This window comes from Cellulosimicrobium cellulans (assembly GCF_016907755.1).
Taxonomy (GTDB): Bacteria; Actinomycetota; Actinomycetes; order Actinomycetales; family Cellulomonadaceae; genus Cellulosimicrobium; species Cellulosimicrobium cellulans_D.
The window spans coordinates 3,022,942-3,039,984 of sequence record NZ_JAFBCN010000001.1 but is presented as its reverse complement, the minus strand read 5'-3'; the positions used below and the strand labels follow the sequence as shown (position 1 = coordinate 3,039,984).

Here is a 17,043-nt window from a genome sequence, read left to right as displayed (position 1 = left end):
CCCTCAGACCTGCGCGGGCGAGACCCGGGCGGGCGCGCCCGCGTCGGCGGGCGTGCTCCGGTGCCGGTCGACCTGCCGCAGCACCAGCTTGCCGAGCTCGGCCAGGACGAGGAACGCGAGCGCGACGAGCGCGCACACGCTCCACTGACCGCCGTCGAGGTCGACCGTGCCGAAGATCCGCTGGAGGCCGTCGAGGGTCGTGACGAGGAACGTCAGGCCCAGGGACGCCAGGAGCAGCACGACGAACCGGCCGTTGGCGAGCGTCTCGAACGACAGGATGCTGGCCCGCGGGTCGCGCCACTCGAGCGCGGCGACGACGTGCAGGAGCGACATCGCGGTGAGGCCCATCGTCGTCGCGACGGCCAGGTCGGCGTCGGCCTCGCCCCACGCCACGGCGACGAGCGAGCCGACGGCGATGAGCACGCCGCCGACGGCGAGCCGGACCCCGAGCCCGCGCCCGATGACCGGCTCGGTCGGCGGCCGGGGGCGGCGGCGCATGAGGCCGGGCGTCGCGGCGTCGAAGCCGAGACCGATCGCGAGCAGCACGTCGATCGCGAAGTTAACCCAGAGGATCTGCAGCGGCGTGAGCGGCGTGCCGCCCGCGATCGTGAAGATCCCGGCGCCCACGAACGTGAGGATGAACCCGACGAGCACGACCATCTGGAAGCGGATGTACTTCATGAGGTTGTCGTAGAGCCCGCGACCCCCCTCGACGGCGGCCACGATCGTGGCGAAGTTGTCGTCGGTGAGGATCATCTCCGCGGCGTCCTTGGTCACCTCGGTGCCGGTGATGCCCATGGCGACGCCGATGTCCGCACGCGTGAGGGCGGGCGCGTCGTTGACGCCGTCGCCCGTCATGGCGACCACGTCGCCCGTGCGCTTGAGCACGTCGACGAGGCGGACCTTGTCCTCGGGCGCCACGCGCGCGACGACCCCGATCTCGCCGACCTCCGCCTCGAGCTGCGCGTCCGACATCGCCGCGAACTCGGCCCCGGTCAGCGCGCGGCCCTCGATGCCGAGCTGCCCGGCGATCGCCGCCGCGGTGGTGACGTGGTCGCCCGTGATCATCCGGACGCGGATGCCGGCGTCGCGGCACTCCGCGATGGCGTCGCGCGCCTCCCGCCGCGGCGGGTCGACGATGCCGACGAGCGCGACCAGCTCGAGGTCGCGCACCGCGTCGAGGAGCTCCCCGGACAGCTCGTCCCCGCCGACGGTCCGCCGCGCGACCGCGAGCACGCGCATGCCCTCGCCCGCGAGCGCGTCGTTCTCGGCCACGACGCGCGCCCGCGCGTCGTCGTCGAGCGGCGCCGTCCCGCCGTCGGCGGTGAGGTAGCGGCTCGACCGGGCGAGCAGCACGTCCGGGGCGCCCTTGACGAAGCACGTGAGCACGCCGTCGATGTCGTGGAACGTCGCCATGAACTTGTACGCCGCGTCGAACGGGACCTCCGCGACGCGGGGGTGCTCGGCCCGCGTCTCCTCGACGTCGAGGCCCGCCTTCGCGGCCAGGACGACGACGGCCCCCTCGGTGGGGTCGCCGATGCACTCGCCGTCGCGCACGACGGCGTCGCTCGCGAGCGCCAGGGGCAGCGCGACGGGCTCGAGCGGGACGTCCGTCGAGCCCGCGGCCGCCAGGATGCGGCCGGTCGTGGAGTAGCCCTCGCCGTCGACCGAGAACCGGCGGCCCGCGAGGACGAGGCGGCGCGCCGTCATCTGGTTGAGCGTGAGGGTCCCGGTCTTGTCCGAGCAGATGGCGGACGTCGACCCGAGCGTCTCGACCGACTTGAGGCGCTTGACGATCGCGCCCTCCTCGGCGAGCCGGCGCGTGCCGAGCGACAGCAGCATCGTCACCACGGCGGGGAGCCCCGTCGGGATCGCGGCGATCGCGAGGCTGATCCCGACCACGAAGAGGCTGTCGAAGTCCTCGCCGCGCACCAGGCCCAGGACCACCACGACGACGAGGGCGATCGCCGCCATGACCGTGATGATCACGGTGATGCGGTCGAGCTGGCGCGTGAGCGGCGTCTTGTCCTGCTCGACGCCGCTGAGCATCCCGGAGATGCGGCCCACCTCGGTCGTCATGCCGGTAGCCGTGACGACCATCTCGCCGCGCCCGCGCGTCACCTGCGAGTTCATGTACGCCATGTCGGTGCGGTCGCCGAGCGGGGCGTCGTCCGCGACGACCGTCTCGACGCCCTTGGCGACCGGGGTGCTCTCGCCGGTCAGGCCGGCCTCCTCGATCTCCAGCGACGCCGCGACGAGCAGCCGCCCGTCCGCGGGGATCTTGCTCCCCGCCTCGAAGCCGACGACGTCGCCCGGCACGAGCTCCTCCGCGGGCACCTGCTCCTGCCGCCCGTCGCGGCGCACGGTGGCCGTCATGACGAGCATCTGCTGCAGCGCCGCGACGCTCTGGGCGGCCTTGCCCTCCTGGTGCAGGCCCATGAGGGCGTTGAGCACGGTGAGACCGAGGACGACGACGCCCGTCGTGACGTCGCCCAGCGCGATGATGCTCACGACCGCAGCCCCGACGAGGACGAGCTGCATGAGGTCCCGGTACTGGCGCAGGAACGCCTGCCACGGCTTCTCCTTGCGCTCCTCCGCGAGCGCGTTGGGCCCGTACCGGGCGCGCCGCTCGCCGACCTGCGCCGTCGTCAGCCCGACCGCCGGGTCGACGTCGAGCGCCGCGCACACGGCCTCCGTCGAGGCGGTGTGCCACGGGCCCGTGGCGGGAGGGACCTGCTGTCGGGGGATCTGCGCAGCCGTCATCGTGGGCTCCTCTCCGGCGCTCGTCACCACCGTCGCAGCGGACCCGGGGCCGAGCCTCACCCGGCGGGGGTGAACGCGGCGCACCGGGCACGGCCGGGAGCGCCGGGTCAGGACCTCGACCCGACCAGCCCGCTCTCGTAGGCGACGATCACGGCCTGGACGCGGTCCCGGACCCCGAGCTTGGCGAGGAGGTTGCCCACGTGCGTCTTGACCGTCGTCGACGACAGCACGAGGCGCTCGGCGATCTCGGCGTTGGACAGGCCCTCGGCCACGCGCCGCAGCACGTCGAGCTCGCGAGGCGTGAGCGACCGCAGGCGCGGGTCGAGGCCGTCGTTCGCCGGCTGCTCTCCGGCGGGCAGGTGCGGGGCGAAGAGGTCGAGCATGCGGCGCAGCACCCGGGGCGCGACCACAGAGCTCCCCGCGGCGACGGTGCGGATCGCCTCGACGAGGTCGTGCGGGCGGGCGCTCTTCAGCAGGAAGCCGCTCGCGCCGGAGCGCAGCGCCGCGAACGCGTACTCGTCGACGTCGAACGTGGTCAGCACGAGCACGCGCGTCCCGGGGTGCTCCGCGACGACGCGGCGGGTCGCCTCGATGCCGTCCATCCCGGGCATCCGGACGTCCATGACGACGACGTCGGGCGCGAGCGCCGCGACCTGGTCGAGCGCGACCCGGCCGTCGGACGCCTCGCCGACCACCTCGAGGTCGGGCTCCGACTCGATCACCAGCCGGAAGCCCATCCGTAGGAGCGCCTGGTCGTCCACGAGCAGCACGGTCGTCACGGGAGCCCTCCCTCGTCCTCGTCGTGCGGCGGGTCGCGCGGCTCGTCCCGGGGCCCGGGCCACGGAAGGGCGACGTGCACGACCCACCCGCCGTCGGGGCGGGGGCCGGCCTCGACGCTGCCGCCGAGCAGGGCGGCGCGCTCGCGCATGCCGAGGATGCCGCGGCCGGTCCCGCCGCCCGCGCCGGGTCGGGTGCCACCGGCGTCGCGGACCTCGACCTCGACGACGTCCGCGCCGCGCCGGACCTCGACCTCCGCCGTCGGCGTCCCGGGCGCGTGCCTCAGGACGTTCGTCAGCGCCTCCTGCACGACCCGCACCACCGCGAGCCGGAGCGACGTGTCGTCCGGGAGCGGGACGTCGAGGCCGGTCGCCGTCACGGGCACGCCCGCGGCGCGGAAGCGCGCGACGACCGCCGCGAGGTCCGTCGCCGTCGGCTCCGGCCGCCCGTCCGGCGCCACGGGCTCCTCGTCGCCGGGGTCGAGCGCGCCGAGAACGCGCTGCATGTCGGTCAGCGCCTCGCGCCCCGTCCGGGAGAGCTCCCGCAGGGCCTCGCGCGAGCGGTCGGGGGCGCGGTCGAGCGCGGCGCCCGCGCCGTCGGACAGCGCGACCATCACCGAGACGCTGTGGGCGACGACGTCGTGCATCTCGCGGGCGATGCGGGTGCGCTCGGCCGCGCGGGCGAGCGCCGCGCTCTGGTCCCGGTCGCGGGCCATGGCCCGGTAGCGCTCCGCCAGGTCCTCGGCGTGCAGCCGCCGGGCGCGCGCGCCCGAGCCCGTGGCCATGCCGAGGAGCAGGAGCGCGAGGAGCAGCGAGACGGACGCGGACCGGCGGCCGGGGGAGAAGGGCGGCTCGGCGAGGTCGCGCACGGGGTCGCCGTCCGGCGTGACGACCGGGTCGCTCCAGAGCAGGATCTCGGCGAGGCCGATGTCCTGCCACCACCACAGCGCCACCGTGACGACGGCGAGCACCGCCGCGCACGTCAGCCACGCCGTGCGCGGCGGGCGGGTGGCGGCCACGGCGTGCACCGCGCACGCGAGGCACACCCCGAGCACCCCCAGCACGCCCGCGCTCGCGAGCGACGCGACGGCCAGCGCCGTGAGCGCGGCCGTGACGACGAGCGGTCGCGCGCGGCGGGCGAGGAGGAGCGCGGCCCCGAGGGCGGCGCCGGCGAGCCACGCCGCGACGACCACCTGGGCGACGGGCTCGTCGGGCCGGAACAAGCCGAGGCTGGTGGACCCCTCGACGGTCGCGAGCCCGAGGACCGCCGTCACGAGCCCGAGCGTCACGACGCCGACGGCGAGCGCGGCGTCCGCGACGCGCGGGTGCTCCTCGACCAGCCGGCCGACCGACCCGCGCCGCCGGACGTCGTGCGTGGTGAGCGCGACGTCGTCGGCCACCCCGTGCGCGGGCGGGGCGGGGGACGGCAGAGGCATGGGGCCACTCTCCCATCCGTACCCGCCCCCGTCAGGTGACGTCACGGCGCCGGAGGCGGTACCCCGCCGCGACGAGGAGCACGGCAGCCCACGCGGCGAGCACGAGGCCGGCGGCCCACGGACCGAGGTGCGGGCCCAGCGTCGTCGCATCGAGGGCGGCGAGCCGCTCGTCGCCCTGGAGGAGGCGCGTCCCGACGCCCGGGAGGAGGGCGCGCGCCGTGTCGGCGACCCGGCCGGGGTTCGTGGCGAGGAGGTGGTCGAGCACGACGACCAGGACCACCCCGGTGACGAGCGCGGCGTCGGGCCGGCGCAGCAGCGCCCCCAGCCCGAGCCCGACGAGCGCGACCCCGGTCTGGTAGAGCACGAAACCCCCGAGGAGGCGCGCCGTCTCCGGGTCCGCGACGTCCAGCACGAGCCCGGTCGCCGCGCGCGGCGCCGCGAGCGCCGCGCCCAGCGCGACCGCGGCCGTGAGGGCCGCGGCCGCCGTCGTGACGAGCACCTGGGCCAGGAGCACGGGGATCCGCCGGGGGACCGCGACGAAGGTGACGCGCGCCGTGCCGGTGCGGAACTCGCCCGCGCCGGTCGTCGCGCCGAGCACGAGGAACCCGAGCTGGGCGAGCACGTACCCGGCGACGGCCACGGGGGCACCGGACGCGCCGTCGTCGGGCCGGACGAACAGGCCGAGCGCCCAGGCGCTCGCCGCCGCGGCCGCGACCGTCGCGAGGGCGAGCCAGCCCGTCGCGCGCAGGCTCGTGAGCTTGTCCCACTCGGCCGCGAGCACCCGGCGGAGGGTCACCTGCGGGCGGACCCCGGTGCGGACGGCGGGAGTCTGTGTCGTCGCGGCCACGTCAGACCACGTCCCGCGTGCGGAGACGGACGCCGGCCACCGCGAGCGGCAGGGCGACCCACGCCGCCAGGACGAGCCCGCCGCCCCACGCGCCGAGGTCGGGAGCTCCCTCGACGGCGCCCTCGGTCGTCAGCAGGGACCCGGCGCCGGCGGGGAGGAACGTCACGGCGGTGTTGACGGCGGCCTGGGCGGGCGGGACGCCCGCGGACGCGGCGAGCGGGTCGCCCGCCACGTCGGCCGCGAGCACGAGTGCGACGGGCAGGACGAGCACGACGAGGACCGCGACCGTCAGGGCGGGCACCGGCCGCCGGAGCAGCGCGCCGAGCGCCAGGCCGAGGACGGCCATCGCGACGAGCAGGAGCACCATCCCGCCGAGGACCTGGGGCGTCCCGTCGTGACCGAGGTCGAGAGCGATGCCGCGGGCCCGGGCCGAGGGGAGCAGGGCGAGGACGGCGGCGCCCACCGCGAAGGCGGCCGTGAGCAGCGCGAACGCGGCGGTGACGACGGTCTGCGCGGCGAGCACGGGCCACCGCCTCGGGACGGCGACGAACGTCGTGCGGAACGTCCCCGTGCTGTGCTCGCCCGTCCCGACGAGGACGCCCAGGACGAGCGGGGGCACCTGGGCGAGCAACAGGCCGGACGTGAGGGAGCCGAGCGGGTCGAACCCCGGGTCCACGGACGATGCCTGGGCCGAGAGGTAGGTCAGCGCGGCCGAGACCGCGACCGTGAGCGTGGCGGCCCACCAGGAGGACCGGAGGCTCGTGAGCTTGGTCCACTCGGAGCCGACGACGCGCGCGAACGTCGGGCCCCGGGGCGTCGACCGCGCAGGGGCCGGGGGAGTGCGCACCGGGGCGGGGGTCGCGGCGGTCATCGGGCACCGCCCGTCGCGGCGCGGTCGGTCTCGCCGGTGGCGCGGCCCCGGTACTGGACCGCTCCGGCGGTGAGCCGCAGGTACGCGTCCTCGAGCGAGCCCGCGTCCTCGGCGAGCTCCTGGACCGGTGCGTCCGCGAGGAGCCGGCCCCGGCCGATGACGACGACCCGGTCGGCGCAGAGCGCGAGCTCGTGCATGAGGTGCGAGGAGAGGAGCACGGTCCGTCCCTCGGCCGCGAGGCCCCGGACGAGCCCCCGCACCCACAGGACGCCGTCGGGGTCGAGGCCGTTCACGGGCTCGTCGAGGATGAGCGTCCCGGGGTCGCCGAGCAGCGCCCCCGCGATGCCGAGGCGCTGCCCCATCCCGAGCGAGAAGGTCCCGGCGCGCCGTCCGGCGACGCTCTCGAGCCCGGTCATCCCGATGACCTCGTCCACGCGGGCGCGGCCGATCCCGTGGGTCCGCGCGAGGGCCCGCAGGTGCCGGAACGCCGTGCGCCCCGGGTGGACCGACCGCGCGTCGAGCATGCACCCGACGGCGTGGAGCGGCGCCGGGAGGTCGGCGTACCGGCGGCCGTCGACGGTCGCCGTGCCCGACGTGGGCCGCTCGAGCCCGACCACGACGCGCATCGTCGTCGACTTCCCCGCCCCGTTCGGGCCGAGGAACCCCGTCACGGTGCCGGGCCGCGCCGTGAACGACAGCCCGTCCACCGCCGTCGTCGGCCCGTAGCGCTTGGTGAGCCCCTCCACCTGGATCATGCGTCCTCCCGTCGTCGCCGGCGCGCCCGGTCCTGGACGCCGCCGTCGTCGACGCTACGGACGGCCACCGGGACCGCGGCTCCCGCCGGCGGCCGAGATCGGCGCGGGCTGGCCCTCCTCCTCGAGGAGGAGGTGGTCGTGCTGGGGTGGGACCGGCGGTGGCCGGGTGCCGGGCGTCACGTTCTGCCCGGGCCGTGCCGCTCCGCCGACCGCTGCGCCACGTCGACGCCGGCCGCCCAGCCCGGGGCGCGACCGCCCCCGGGCGGCTCGTGGCCGGTCGGGACACCGGCGCGCGCCAGCAGCCACGCGACCAGCGAGTTGGAGTTCCACATGGCGCGAGCACCGGGCGGGCGGCGGCCCCAGGTGAGCGCGGGGACGGCCGGGACCGCGTCCAGGAGCCGGGCGACCGCGGCGGTGTCGGAGGCGACGACGACGGGCGGCCCGACGGCGTGGGCACGGTCCGGGATCACCCCGTAGGGCCAGCAGCGCACCTCGTACCGGAACCAGCGAGACCGGCCCAGCGGTCGCGCGCCGACCGGTCCGGTGGCGACGACGCCACGGTCGGTCGGGGCAGCGCCCCACGCGGGGGTCATCTCGACGGTGTACGGGACGCCGCCGAGGCGCACGTCGAGCGCGGCGTGGAACAACGGGCGGGGACGACGTCTCTCGGCGAGCGCGCACGCGCGCTCCCACCACGCGCTCGTCCGACGCACGACACGACCGTCGGCGCCGACCGGCAGCCAGAGCAGCTCGACCCGGTCGTCGTCGGGGAGGGCGCTCGTGGTCACGCGACGACGCTATAGGCTGGGGGCATGCTTCCGGCGCGAGAGCGCCGGCGGGATCCGATGAGACAGCGGATCGAGAAGCCCCGTCGCTCCACACGGCGGGGCTTCTTGCTACCCGGGTGAATGCGCGGCGCGGGGATTGTCGCCCGGCGGCGGGCGGGCGTAGCGTCGGAGAGCGCCACGACGACACCGGGGTCGACCGATCGGGCGGAGGACGAGATGACCAGCAGGCTGCCTCCCCCCGGACCGCTGCCCGCGGGCCAGCACGCCGGGTGCGACACGTCGGGCATGTTCCTCGTCCACCGGATCTTCCGCTGGCTCTACCGCGAGCTTCCCGTGCTGGTGCGCGAGGTCGCGCCGGGGGACACCGCGCGCTCCGCCGTCGTCGGGCGCTACGCCCACCTCGACTTCTTCGCGCTGCACATGCACCACGAGACCGAGGACATGGTGCTCTGGGACAGGCTGGAGGCCCGCGCACCCGCCTGCGCGCTGCACGTCGGGCAGATGCGGGCGCAGCACGCCGAGGTCGCGGTGCACCTCGCGCGGATCGAGCCACAGCTCGCACCGTGGGTGGCCACCGCCGACCACGGGCTCCGCGACGCCTTCGCCGCCGACCTCGAGGCGCTGCGGGACCTGCTGTCCGCGCACCTCGGGCAGGAGGAGGGCGACATCCTTCCCGTCGCAGGCGAGGTGATGTCGCAGCAGGAGTGGGACTTCATGGAGGAGCACACGCGCGCGACGCTGATGGCGCACCGCAAGGAGCTCGGCAAGGACGTCATGGCGCTGCAGCTCGGGCTGCTGGTCGCGAGCGTCCCCGAGGCCGAACGGGAGGACTGGTTCCGGGCGAACGTGCCGGCCCCGGTCCGGGTGCTGTACCTCCTCCTCCTGAGGCGCCGGTACGACAACGCGATGCGGGAGCTCTACCCGGACCGTCCCGTGCCCGCGATGGTCTGACACCGGGTGCCGGGAGGGGGACGGACCGTGTGGCGACGCGTGACGCTCGACGTCCACCTCGACCACCCGCCGTCGCGCGTCTTCCCCTACTTCGCCGACCCGGGTCGGTGGCCGGAGTTCGCGCCCGCGGTCGTCTCCCGCAGCCCGGTCGACGACGGGCCGCTGCGGGTCGGGAGTCGTTGGGCCGCCGTCGACCGCGTGGGTCCCTTCCGGGTGCGGTTCACCGACGTGCTCGAGGTCGTCGAGCCCGACCGGCGGGTCGTGTGGCACTCCACGGCGCCCTGGAACTCTCGCGTCGAGTACGTCACCACGCCGGACGGTGGCGGCACGCGTGTCCGCGCCGACTACCACGGTGACGTCGCCGCCGGGCTCCGGCTGGTGGCCCTTCTCCCGACGGCCGTCCTCGCGCGGATCCTCCTGCGCGACTTCACGGGCCTACGCCGGGTCCTCGAGACGGAGGACCGGGCGCGCGCGCGTCGGCCGTGAGGCGGCACCCCGCGTACCGCTACCGGCGGACCGGGACGGTCTCCCGCGCCATGCGGTCCCGGAAGGCTTCGTGCCGCTGCCGCTCGCTCTCCGTCCGGGAGCCGACCACGACGAACATCAGGAGCACGACGGAGCCGCCGCCCCCGACGAGGAGGGCACCGAGCAGGTCCAGCATCGGTACGCCGCCGTCCGGTGCGCCCGGCTGACCGGTCACCGAGACGCCCCACATGCCGGTGTAGTGCATCCCGGCGACCGCGACCCCCATGACGAGGGCCGACACCGTCATGGACAGCCCGCCCCGTGCGTGCACGCAGAGCCAGAGCGCCGCCGTCGCGGCGGCGACCGCGATGAGCACCGCGAGGACGACGGAGACCGCGCTGTAGTGCACGGTGCCGTGCATGCGCATCGCCGCCATGCCCATGTAGTGCATCCCGGCGACGCCGAGCCCGGCCACGGAGCCTCCCACGACCAGCAGCAGGGGACGGTAGCCGAACATCATCACCAGGTGCAGGCCGACCGACACGACCACCACGGCGACCAGTGCGGAGACGATCGTCAGCGGCACGTCGTAGTGGATCGGCATGCCGGTGACCGTGAACCCGAGCATCGCCACGAAGTGCATCACCCAGATGCCCGTACCTCCGATGGCCGCGGCCCCCAGCCACAGCCACGCCGAGCGCACGTGCCACGGCGCGTCGACACGGGACCGGGACACCGCGGACAGGCCGCAGGCAGACCCGGAGACCGCGGCAGCGTAAGAGATGAGCGGAGTCACGGCTCCGTAGGTGAAGTGATGGACGTCGAGCATTGCATACCGCCTCAAAAGCATCAGAAAGGACATGCCACCGTAAAGCGGGACGTCCGACCGCGCATCCCGAGGCGGGCCGAGGACACCTCGCTACGATGAGATCCCGCGGGCCCGGGCTGTGCCGGGGTCGGCCCCGGCGACGTCGAAGGGGAGCGCATGGGCGAGTCGACGAGCGAGCGCGGACGGATCTCCGCGGCCGAGTTCCACCGAGCACCGGGCGTGTCCGACTGGCGCGTCACCGGGACGGGACCGCAGGCGGTCTTCACGGCGACGTCCCTCGCGCGTGCCGCGGCCTTGGTCCCGGCGGTCGTCGAGGCCGCGGAGCGCGCCGGGATCCTGCCCGACGTCGACGTGCGTCCCGAGGGAGTCGTCGTCCGGGTCCCGTACCGCGACCCGGACGGCATCCCCGCGACGGCTCCGGACTTCGCGGCGAGCGTGTCGCGCACGGCGGCCGAGCTGTCGCTGACGCCCGACCCGACGCGTGCGCAGTCGGTCGGTCTCTACGTCGCGCAGCACTCCCAGGCGGACGTGCGGCCGTTCTTCACGGCCGTGCTGGGCTACGAGGAGCTCGGCGACACGGACGCCGTCGACCCGCTGCGGTGCGGCCCGCAGCTCGCCTTCAACCCGATCTCCGGCGACTCCCCGGGACGCGGACGGACCCATCTCGACGTCTTCGTGCCGGCCGACCAGGCATGGGCGCGCGTGGACGCCGCGCTCGCCGCCGGCGGGCGGCTGGCCGACGACTCGCACGCCCCGGCGTGGTGGTCGCTCGCGTCGCCCGACAACCACGGCGTCGACGTCGCGTCCTGGACCGACACGGACGGCTGACCGCGGGCGGGCTCAGGCGCGCGAGCTCGGCGGGTCAGCCGGTCGCGGTGGCCGGCAGCAGAGCGTCGGGGGCGGTCGCCGACTCGACGTCGACCGCGGTGACGTGCACGGTTCCTGGTCGTGCCGTCCCGAGGCTCGCGGTGACACCCGCGGCGCCGAGGAGGACCAGGTTCGACGCAGTCGCCTCGCCGTCGTTGACGAATACCTCCAGGAGGGGGCCGTCAAGGCTGAGGAGCACCTGTGCAGGGCGGTTCCCCGGCAGCGCGACGGTGCTGGTCGACGGGAGGTCGGGGTGCACCGCCTCGGCTGCGGGGCCCCCGCGAACCAGGCGAAGCCTCCCGCTGCCGGGTTCGTGCACGAGGTCCACGAAGGCGTCCGCGTCCCCGCGCAGCCGGAGCGAGAGCGAGCCGGTGGAGGCCGGATCCCAGCGCAGCTCGAGCAGGGAGTGACCGGTGAGCGAGAGCTCGGTGGGGCGGACGCCCACGGCGACCGGTGTCGGCGCCGCCTGCTCCAGCTGCCGGCGGACGAAGTGCGGCGGCGCCTGGACGAGAGCAGGCTGCCCGTGCACGGTGCGCAGCGCCAGGACGCGCGGAAGCGACATCGCCCCACGCCATGGCGTCGAGGGGAACACGTGCGCGTAGCGCCAGTTGCTCATCCAGCCGATCGTCACGGCCTCGCCGCCCGGGGCGTCGTCGAACGTGACGGCCGCGTAGTAGTCGCGGCCGTGGTCGAGCCGGTGGAGCTCGGGCGAGTCAGGGAGAAACACCGTCCCGTCGAACTGCCCGACGACGTAGTGCATCGACGAGCCCGCGGGGTCGGGGTCGTCGCCGACCGGGTTGGTGCTGAGCAGGAGGACCCACCGGGGATCGTCGGCGTCGCCGTCCAGGGGCAGCCGGACCAGGTCGGGGCACTCCCACACGACACCCGCCGCACCCAGGGGACCGAAGGTGCTCAGGTGCTCCCAGGACACCAGGTCGTCGGACGTGTAGAGCAGGACCTGGCGGTCGTCCGCCTCGACGGTGAGCATGACCCACCGAGCGGTGCGACCGTCGTCGTAGCGGATCACCTTGGGGTCGCGGAAGGCTGTGGTGCCCCGGTCGAGGACCGGGTTGGCGGTGTCGGTCTCCCAGGTGAAGCCGCCGTCGTGGCTGGTCGCGCGTGACTGCGCCTGACGCCCGTCGTCGTACGCGCTCGTGTAGTAGGCGGTGAGCACGTCGTCGTCAGCACGTGGGGCGACGACGGAGCCGGAGAAGATCTGCTCGCCGGTCCGGTGCGGGAGCGCGACCGGGTGCTCGGTCCAGTGCTCCAGGTCCGGGCTGGTGGCGTGGCCCCAGCTCATGTTGCCCCAGTCGGAACCTTCCGGGTTGTGCTGGAAGTACAGGTGCCACAGGCCCCGGTGGTGCACCAGGCCGTTCGGATCGTTCATCCAGTGTCGCCGGGGGGTGAAGTGGAAGCGGGGCCGCGGCACGTCGGCGCTCGTCGTTCGCACGGGCGCGCGTCCTCAGACCGAGTGCCGGCGGACCGGCGGGCAGGCGACGAGACGGGGCTGGTCGTCCGGTGCCGGGTCGACGCCGAGGAGCGTCCGCACGCCCGCTGCGCCGAGCTCGTAGTGCGGCAGCGCGACCGTGGACAGGGTCGGGCGCAGGTGAGCGGCGATGACGTCCTGGTTGTCGAATCCCATGACGGCGACGTCGTCGGGGATGCGCAGCCCGCGCTCGCGCAGGCCGTCGTAGACACCCATCGCCACGCGGTCGTTGTGGCAGAACACGGCGGTCGCTCCGGACTCGACGACGTGCGCCGTCGCGGCATAGCCGCCCTCCTGCTCGGGCGCCACGGACAGGACGAGCGCGGGGTCGAAGTCGACGCCGGCCGCCTCGAGCGCGGCGCGGTACCCGGCCAGACGACCCGACTGGGCGGGGGACGGCGTGGTGGTGTTGAGGAAGGCGATGCGGTGGTGCCCGGCGGTGAGGAGCTCCTCGGTGGCGGTCCGCCCGCCCTGCTCCTCGTCGGGGACCACGGCGGGCAGCCCGCTGCCGTCGGCGAAGCAGTCGACGAGGATCGTGTCGGTCTGGTGCAGCGACTCGGGGACGACGATCTCGCGGTGGTACCAGGTGGAGTAGAGGATTCCCCGCACCTGGTGCTCGAGCATCATCGCGATGGCGTCGTTCTCGGCCGCCACGTTCCCGTCGGTGTTGGCGACGAGCAGCACGTAGCCGTGCTTCCACGCCTCGTCCTGCGCACCGTGGATGATCTGACCGGCGAACGGGGTGGTGGCGATCTCGTCGGCGACGAGGCCGATGAAGGGGGAGGTGCCACGGGAGAGGGTCTTCGCCAGGGCGTTGGGGCGGTAGCCGAGCTGCTCGACGGCCTCGTGCACCCGTCGCCGGGCGTCCTTGCCGATGCGCGCACCGGGCTTGTCGTTCACGACGTGCGAGACCGTGGCGACCGAGACGCCCGCGAGCTTGGCGACGTCACGCATGGTGACTGTCGCCCCGTGCTTGCTGTTGCCTGCCGTGCTCATCCCTTGGTCGCCCCGCTCTCGAGTCCGTTGATCATCGCCTTGTTCAGGACGAGGAATACCAGCAGCAACGGGGTCACGGTGACACACACCGCCGCAAAGGTCGCCGTCCAGTCGGTGTTCCCCATCGCGCCGATGTAGTTCTGCAGGCCGAGCGGGATGGTCTTGAGCCCGTCGGACAGGACGAACGTGTTGGCGAAGATGAAGTCGTTCCAGATGAAGATGCTGTTCACGAGGACCACCGTGATGATCGTGTTCACCGACAGCGGGGTCGTGATACGGGCAAAGATCCGGTACGGGCCCGCGCCGTCGAGCGACGCCGCCTCGTACATCTCACGCGGGATGTACTCGTAGAAGGACGAGAACAGGTAGATCGCCATCGGCAGCGAGAACGCCGCGAGCGGGATGATCATCGAGGCGTACGTGTCGAGCAGCCCGACCTGCGCGTAGTCCACGAAGAGCGGGACGAGCGCGATCTGCACGGGCACGATGATGCCCAGCAGGAACAGGGCGCGCACGAGCCCGCTGAACCGGAAGCCGAGCACCTGCAGCGCGAAGGCCCCCATCATCCCGGCGACGACGATGAGCGCGCTCGCACCGAGCGTCACGACGAAGCTGTTGACGATGTTCAACCACAGGTTGCCGGTCGCGAACGCCCGCGAGTAGTTGTCGAGCGTCAGCTCGCCGGGGATGGCGAACGGGTTGCCGCCGGCGAAGTCGGCAGCCGTGCGAAAGCTTGTGAGAAACAGCCAGGCGAGGGGATAGACCTGGACGACGACGATCGCGACGATCGTGACGGTCAGCAGCGTGCGCTGGACGCGGAGCCGGGACGAGCGCGACGAGCGTGCGCGGGCCGGTGGTCGCGCGGGGTGCGAGGCGTCCGGTGTGGACCGGGCCAGGAGGGGCGTGGTCACGAGTCGTCCCTTCGACGGAGCAGGAGGAAGATGAGGCCGACGGCGACGAGGCACTCGACCACGATGAACACGGAGATCGCGCTGGCGTAGCCGTAGTCCGTGTGCACGAACGCGGTCTTGTACATGTAGGTGGTCAGCAGCTCGGAGGCCTGGCCGGGACCGCCGTTGGTGAGCAGGTACGGGATGTCGAACCCCCGCAGGGCGAAGGTCGTCGCCATGATCGTCGTCGTGATCCACACCGGCCGGATGTAGGGGAAGCGGATGCGCCAGAACACCTGCCACCACGATGCGCCGTCGAGGCGTGCCGCCTCCTCGAGCTCGCGGGGCACGGCGATGAGCGCCGCGTAGACGATGAGCATGTACAGGCCCGTGAACCGCCAGCCCTCGGGCACGGACACCGCGGCGAGCACCGTGTCCACGTTCGACAGCCACGCGGTCTGCAGGCTCTCCAGCCCGACCCATCCCAGGATCTGGTTGAGCAGGCCGACGGGCTCGAGCGAGTAGATGCGCTGGAACAGGAACGCGATCGCGACGGTCGAGATGACGGCCGGCAGCAGGTAGAGGGTCTTGACGAGCTCGCGCGCGCGGGGGAGCGCCGTCAGCAGTCCCGCGACGGCCAGCGCGCCGCCGAGCTGGAGCACGAGGCAGATCGCGAGGTAGCCGAGGGCGTTGCCGAACGCGGTCCAGAAGACGTCGTCGCGGGTGAACATCTTGGTGTAGTTGTCGAGGCCGACGAAGTCCATGGCGCTGATCCCGTCCCACCGGAACAGGCTCAGGAACAGGGACTGCACGATCGGCAGCAGCACCGCCACGCCGTACAGGACCAGCGGTGGCACCAGGAAGACCAGGACCGCGGTCCGCGACCGGCGGGGCAGCATCGACGACCTCAGCGGCGTGCGCCGTGACTGCGGTCGAGGGAGGGGTCGAGGTCGGGCCGCGACGTCGACCGCGGCGGTGTCAGCCATCGATGTTCTCCCGCAGCGTCGCGTCCATGGTCGTCACGAACTCCTCGGGAGTGATGTCGCCCTGGACCAGCAGCGTCAGCTCCTGCTGGAGCCGGGTGTTGGTGGCCGGGTCGAGCTGGGTGTCCCAGGGCATCGCGATCTTCGGCCCGACCGTGTCCGCCTGCTCGACCGCGCGCGAGTACAGGGGGGTCGCGTCGGCGGGGACCGTGGTCTGCACGGTCGTCGTCGGAGAGATCGCACCCGTGGTCGCGTAGATCTCGGGGTACCGCTCGAGCGCGAACTTCAGGAAGTCGCGGACCAGGGGGTCGTACGTCTGGGCGTTGACCGCCATGCCGATACCGGACGGCGTGACGTACTCGTCGTCCGTGGTGACGGCGCCGTCGACCGTCGGGAGGGTGAAGTAGTCCACGTCGTCGCGCACCCCCGGGTCGAGCGCCTCGGTCGCGAGGTTGCCGAGCTCCCAGGTCCCGATGTTGTAGACGGCGGCCTTCCCCGAGGTGAACAGCGCCTGGGCGTCGGCGTAGCCCGTGGAGGAGAAGCCCTCCTGGAAGCACCCGGCCTCCCCGAGCTCGGACAGCCACTCGGCGGCGGCGACGCCGGCGGGGTCGGCGAACGACGCGTCGCCGTTCTTGAGGTCCTGCACGTACTCCGGCCCGGCCATGCGGAACGGGTAGTACGCCATGTACCGCTCGAGCGGCCACTGGTCCTGGCCGTCGAGCGCGATCGGTGTGATGCCCTGGGCACGCAGGTCCCGGCACAGCTGCGGGAAGTCGTCGAGCGTCGCGGGGACCGTGACGCCAGCCTTCTCGAACAGCGCGGTGTTGTACCAGAAGAACTCGAGCTGGAACTCGAACGGCACCATGTACAGCGAACCGTCGTCGAACCGCTGATAGCCCAGCGCCGCTTCGCGGTAGTCCTCGGCCAGCCCGAGGTCGTCGAGCAGCGCGTCGACGTCGATCATCCGGTCCTGGCTCGCGAGCTTCTGCGCGAAGGGCGTGGCGTCGGTGTCGAAGAGCTCCGGGAGCTTGTTCGCGGCCGCGAGGGTCTCGTACTTCTGGATGTACGACGGCCGGTCCGGCGTGGTGATGAGGTTCAGCGAGAATCCCGGGTGCTCGGCCGCGTACTCGTCGGCGATCTGCTCCATCGCGGTGATCACGCCACCGTCGGCGGGTCGCGAGAGGAGCCAGGAGATCTCGCGAGGTTCGATCTCCCCCTCGGGGTTCACGTCGGTCGGGTCGGCACCACCGGTACCGCCGGCGCACCCGGTGAGCGCGAGGGCGGTGGTCACGGCGGCGGCGAGGAGTGCTGCGGTGCGCTTCCTGATGGCCATGGTCGAC

General features: G+C 73.7%; 16 protein-coding genes. 3 read left to right on the top strand and 13 right to left on the bottom strand.

The window, feature by feature from the left end; translation table 11 throughout:
• Positions 1-3: 3 nt before the first annotated feature.
• The 7 genes from JOE63_RS13315 to JOE63_RS13285 all read right to left on the bottom strand — a co-directional run bounded on the left by JOE63_RS13315 (position 4) and on the right by JOE63_RS13285 (position 8,236).
• Positions 4-2,763, bottom strand: a complete 2,760-nt coding sequence (locus JOE63_RS13315) for a cation-translocating P-type ATPase (RefSeq protein WP_204542034.1) — start codon at positions 2,761-2,763, stop codon at positions 4-6.
• 107 nt (positions 2,764-2,870) lie between these two features.
• On the bottom strand, positions 2,871-3,542 hold the full coding sequence (locus JOE63_RS13310; RefSeq protein WP_087472223.1) for a response regulator: 672 nt from the start codon (positions 3,540-3,542) through the stop codon (positions 2,871-2,873).
• Positions 3,539-4,975: a sensor histidine kinase gene (locus tag JOE63_RS13305; RefSeq protein WP_204542031.1), complete on the bottom strand. Its 1,437-nt coding sequence runs from the start codon at positions 4,973-4,975 to the stop codon at positions 3,539-3,541. The genes JOE63_RS13310 and JOE63_RS13305 overlap by 4 nt, the downstream gene beginning before the upstream one ends.
• A gap of 31 nt (positions 4,976-5,006) precedes the next feature.
• A complete protein-coding gene (locus JOE63_RS13300) occupies positions 5,007-5,822 on the bottom strand; it encodes a hypothetical protein (RefSeq protein WP_204542028.1) in 816 nt (271 codons plus the stop codon).
• Between the two features lies 1 nt (position 5,823).
• Positions 5,824-6,693: an ABC transporter permease subunit gene (locus JOE63_RS13295; protein WP_204542024.1), complete on the bottom strand. Its 870-nt coding sequence runs from the start codon at positions 6,691-6,693 to the stop codon at positions 5,824-5,826.
• Entirely contained in the window at positions 6,690-7,448 is a 759-nt protein-coding gene (locus JOE63_RS13290) for an ABC transporter ATP-binding protein (protein WP_204542020.1), read from the bottom strand. Before JOE63_RS13290 ends, JOE63_RS13295 begins: the two co-directional genes overlap by 4 nt.
• Positions 7,449-7,624: 176 nt before the next feature.
• Positions 7,625-8,236 carry a hypothetical protein gene (locus tag JOE63_RS13285; RefSeq protein ID WP_204542017.1) on the bottom strand — a complete coding sequence of 204 codons (612 nt, stop codon included), beginning with the start codon at positions 8,234-8,236 and terminating at the stop codon, positions 7,625-7,627.
• Between the two features lie 216 nt (positions 8,237-8,452).
• On the opposite strand from JOE63_RS13285, the gene JOE63_RS13280 reads away from it, so the two are divergent.
• Together JOE63_RS13280 and JOE63_RS13275 are read left to right on the top strand one after the other, a co-directional pair.
• Positions 8,453-9,187, top strand: coding sequence for a hemerythrin domain-containing protein (locus JOE63_RS13280; RefSeq protein WP_204542014.1), 735 nt, complete (start codon positions 8,453-8,455; stop codon positions 9,185-9,187).
• 39 nt (positions 9,188-9,226) lie between these two features.
• Positions 9,227-9,673 (top strand): SRPBCC family protein, encoded by a 447-nt coding sequence (locus JOE63_RS13275; protein WP_157759645.1) that lies wholly within the window; start codon positions 9,227-9,229, stop codon positions 9,671-9,673.
• Positions 9,674-9,692: 19 nt separating this feature from the next.
• On the opposite strand, the gene JOE63_RS13270 is transcribed toward JOE63_RS13275, so the two are convergent.
• On the bottom strand, positions 9,693-10,388 hold the full coding sequence (locus tag JOE63_RS13270) for an MHYT domain-containing protein (RefSeq protein WP_307840095.1): 696 nt from the start codon (positions 10,386-10,388) through the stop codon (positions 9,693-9,695).
• A gap of 249 nt (positions 10,389-10,637) precedes the next feature.
• On the opposite strand from JOE63_RS13270, the gene JOE63_RS13265 reads away from it, so the two are divergent.
• Positions 10,638-11,309, top strand: a complete 672-nt coding sequence (locus tag JOE63_RS13265) for a VOC family protein (RefSeq protein WP_204542008.1) — start codon at positions 10,638-10,640, stop codon at positions 11,307-11,309.
• Between the two features lie 34 nt (positions 11,310-11,343).
• Here the strand turns inward: JOE63_RS13265 and JOE63_RS21700 are convergent, their stop codons facing one another.
• The 5 genes from JOE63_RS21700 to JOE63_RS13240 form a co-directional block, all read right to left on the bottom strand.
• Complete coding sequence (locus JOE63_RS21700) at positions 11,344-12,798, bottom strand: glycoside hydrolase family 32 protein (protein WP_204542006.1); 1,455 nt, start codon at positions 12,796-12,798, stop codon at positions 11,344-11,346.
• A 12-nt stretch (positions 12,799-12,810) separates the two neighbouring features.
• The gene (locus tag JOE63_RS13255) at positions 12,811-13,830 is read right to left on the bottom strand and encodes a LacI family DNA-binding transcriptional regulator (protein ID WP_204542004.1); all 1,020 of its coding nucleotides are present in this window, start codon (positions 13,828-13,830) and stop codon (positions 12,811-12,813) included.
• On the bottom strand, positions 13,827-14,741 hold the full coding sequence (locus tag JOE63_RS13250) for a carbohydrate ABC transporter permease (protein ID WP_307840094.1): 915 nt from the start codon (positions 14,739-14,741) through the stop codon (positions 13,827-13,829). Before JOE63_RS13250 ends, JOE63_RS13255 begins: the two co-directional genes overlap by 4 nt.
• On the bottom strand, positions 14,738-15,619 hold the full coding sequence (locus JOE63_RS13245; protein WP_087472210.1) for a carbohydrate ABC transporter permease: 882 nt from the start codon (positions 15,617-15,619) through the stop codon (positions 14,738-14,740). The genes JOE63_RS13250 and JOE63_RS13245 overlap by 4 nt, the downstream gene beginning before the upstream one ends.
• A 79-nt stretch (positions 15,620-15,698) precedes the next feature.
• Positions 15,699-17,036, bottom strand: a complete 1,338-nt coding sequence (locus JOE63_RS13240; protein ID WP_374059035.1) for an ABC transporter substrate-binding protein — start codon at positions 17,034-17,036, stop codon at positions 15,699-15,701.
• Positions 17,037-17,043: the final 7 nt, after the last annotated feature.

Bases quoted from the DNA above. Each gene is read 5' to 3' on its own strand.
- JOE63_RS13315 (WP_204542034.1), bottom strand. From the start codon at position 2,763: ATGACGGCTGCGCAGATCCCCCGACAGCAGGTCCCTCCCGCCACGGGC.
- JOE63_RS13305 (WP_204542031.1), bottom strand. From the start codon at position 4,975: ATGCCTCTGCCGTCCCCCGCCCCGCCCGCGCACGGGGTGGCCGACGAC.
- JOE63_RS13295 (WP_204542024.1), bottom strand. From the start codon at position 6,693: ATGACCGCCGCGACCCCCGCCCCGGTGCGCACTCCCCCGGCCCCTGCG.
- JOE63_RS13290 (WP_204542020.1), bottom strand. From the start codon at position 7,448: ATGATCCAGGTGGAGGGGCTCACCAAGCGCTACGGGCCGACGACGGCG.
- JOE63_RS13280 (WP_204542014.1), top strand. From the start codon at position 8,453: ATGACCAGCAGGCTGCCTCCCCCCGGACCGCTGCCCGCGGGCCAGCAC.
- JOE63_RS13265 (WP_204542008.1), top strand. From the start codon at position 10,638: ATGGGCGAGTCGACGAGCGAGCGCGGACGGATCTCCGCGGCCGAGTTC.
- JOE63_RS13255 (WP_204542004.1), bottom strand. From the start codon at position 13,830: ATGAGCACGGCAGGCAACAGCAAGCACGGGGCGACAGTCACCATGCGT.
- JOE63_RS13245 (WP_087472210.1), bottom strand. From the start codon at position 15,619: ATGCTGCCCCGCCGGTCGCGGACCGCGGTCCTGGTCTTCCTGGTGCCA.
- JOE63_RS13240 (WP_374059035.1), bottom strand. From the start codon at position 17,036: ATGGCCATCAGGAAGCGCACCGCAGCACTCCTCGCCGCCGCCGTGACC.